The 2,738-nt window shown below is 43.9% G+C and carries 3 protein-coding genes; all 3 read left to right on the top strand.

What is annotated here, in order from left to right; genetic code table 11:
* A partial coding sequence (locus RMO35_RS15685; RefSeq protein WP_309742262.1) for a LuxR C-terminal-related transcriptional regulator occupies positions 1–486 on the top strand: 486 nt, incomplete at its 5' end.
* A gap of 521 nt (positions 487–1,007) precedes the next feature.
* Positions 1,008–2,288: an MSMEG_0569 family flavin-dependent oxidoreductase gene (locus tag RMO35_RS15680; RefSeq protein WP_309742261.1), complete on the top strand. Its 1,281-nt coding sequence runs from the start codon at positions 1,008–1,010 to the stop codon at positions 2,286–2,288.
* Positions 2,289–2,485: 197 nt separating this feature from the next.
* The coding region (locus RMO35_RS15675; RefSeq protein WP_309742260.1) for an MSMEG_0572/Sll0783 family nitrogen starvation response protein at positions 2,486–2,738 on the top strand (253 nt) is incomplete at its 3' end.

Genomic DNA, 2,738 nt, shown 5'->3' with positions numbered 1-2,738 from the left:
GTCAATCTGCGGTGTCGATCTTCGCTATTGCAAATGGCTTTCTCTCACCAAATCGAATTAGCCGGATTATCGATCGCCCCCATTGCCAATCCCGCGCTACCATTAATTACCGACGATCGATCTTTGGTAACTTTTACGCCATATCTGATTTGGATTGCCACCGACGATCGCATTCCACCCCAAGCGCGAGCAAAAATCGATTTCTCGATTAACCCGATCGAATTGCGATCGACTGTCGATGCCATCCTGCGGGGAGAATCTGGGAACATTACCACCACTCCCAATCTAGAATCTCCACCACTTTCAGAACGCGAACGGGAAATTATCAATCTTTTATGCGCGGGATTACGCGATCGAGATATTGCAGCTCGATTGATTGTTAGTGAAAGTACGGTCAAGTTTCATATCAATAATATTCTTACCAAACTCAAAGCTAAAACTCGTTTTCAGGCATTGTATCAGGCGATGATTAAAGGGTTAGTATGATATTTAAATAAAGAGTAATAGCTCGTCAAATCTAGATGGTGGGCAGTGCCCACCCTACTACTACTCTACTCAGCATTAATAAAAAAGAAATGTAGTGTGGGCAATGCCCACAGACCACTTATAGCCGAAGCAAAAAGAATTTAAACTGCTCGATCGATTACCTACTGCGAACGCGATATTTTCAAAAATCGTTCGCGTAGCATGCCTTAGACAATCGACGTGAATTAGCATAAACATTAATATTACTAAATCGATAATTTTGCTTGTGGGCAGTGCCCACCCTATTATTCTGCATTAATAAAAAAGTAGATAGTTACAACAAAAATAATGTCTGAAGTGGCAATGATAAATCTATTGATTTCGATAGGCGATCGAGCTAGATCGAGTCTCAGATCTCATCTAACCCAAAAAGAATAGACAAATCACTAGACTTAGGGCTTTTCGTAGTCACAAATACAAACTTGGCTCGATCGAAACCCTAGTCTGACTGTATAGCCTCACACTATTATCGGCAAAGTTTTATGAGCGATCGATATCCAGTCATTATCATCGGTGGCGGACAAGCTGGACTATCTATAAGTTATTGTCTCAAACAGCGCGGCATCGAGCATATTATCTTTGAACAGCAGCAGATCGGGCATGAATGGCGATCGAGACGCTGGGATAGTTTTTGTTTGGTGACTCCTAATTGGCAATGTCAACTTCCTGGCTATCCCTATTCTGGTAACGATCCTGATGGGTTTATGGTTAAAGATGAGATCGTCAAATATCTTGAAGGCTATGCGGCGAGCTTCAATCCACCGCTGAAAGAAGGCGTGACGGTGCATAAAGTCAAGCAGACGGAAAATGGCTTATTTGCCGTTAGTACCTCGATCGGTGAGTATACAGCCGATCGAGTCGTTATCGCGGTTAGCGGCTATCATACGCCCAAAATTCCGCGTCTGGCGGAACGTTTACCCGCCTCTATTTATCAATTGCACTCTTCGACGTATAAGAATCCCGAATCATTGCCGTCTGGGAGCGTATTAGTGGTGGGTACGGGACAATCTGGCTGTCAGATTGCCGAAGATTTGCATCTGGCGGGGAGACAAGTACACTTGTGTGTCGGTGGCGCACCGCGATCGCCACGTCTATATCGCGGTAAAGATGCGGTAGAATGGCTCGATCGGATGGGATATTACGATCTCTCAATTGACGAACATCCGAAGAAAGAAACGGCGCGTAGTAATACCAATCATTATCTCACCGGACGCGATGGCGGACGCGAAATTGACTTGCGAAAATTTGCTTTGCAAGGGATGAAATTGCATGGGAGATTGCGATCTATTGATGAAGGTATCTTAGAGTTTCAGGATGATTTAAGCCAGAATCTCGATCGAGCGGATGCAGTTGCGGCAAATATCAAACAAAACATCGATCGCTTTATCGAACAAGAGCAGATCGAAGCACCAATCGAACCCCCATATATTCCCGTTTGGCAACCGGAGCATCCAGAATTAAGTTTAGATCTAGCAGCAGCTAATATTCAGACAGTAATTTGGTCTACAGGCTTTCAAACTGACTTTAGTTGGATCGATTTGCCAGTATTTAATGGTAGTGGTTATCCCCATTACGCTCGCGGTATTACTAATCTACGCGGTTGTTATTTTATCGGTCTTCCGTGGCTGTACACTTGGGGTTCGGGCAGGTTTTCGGGTGTGGCGCGCGATGCTACATACCTTGCCGAACATATCGCGATCGATAAGAAAGTGTCTACTGCTGGCAATTGGAGTATCGTCAATGAATTTTTATTGGGTTCGTAGTTTAGGCTACAACTCTGTTTAAAACCTAGCGATTTAGATAGTTAAAACGATTTGCTACTAGACATTTTAACGATCGACATAGAACTGACTATCGATCGCGTTAGATCTCCTAACTCCGTATGTATCGATACAAAAGCAGTATTCGATCGAACGGTAGTGTGGTGTCAATCTTGACAACCAGAACGGAGTAAATCGTCATGCCAGAAGTTACTATACCCGCTCACAAGACTGGTGATTTTCTTGTTGATTATGAAGAAAAAGTCTTCCCCGATGTCCAAGCCGAACCTGGTGAGAAAGCGTTAGTGACATTTCACACGGTGGCATTTGAGGGATCGATCGGGTTGGTGAATTTATTGCAAGCCACCCGTTTGAAAAAGAAGGGTTTTGATACTTCAATTTTACTCTATGGCCCTGGGGTAACTTTAGGATTGCAACGGGGTTTTCCCAAGT

This window comes from Chamaesiphon sp. OTE_20_metabat_361 (assembly GCF_031364565.1).
This window is presented reverse-complemented; position numbering and strand designations above follow the sequence as displayed.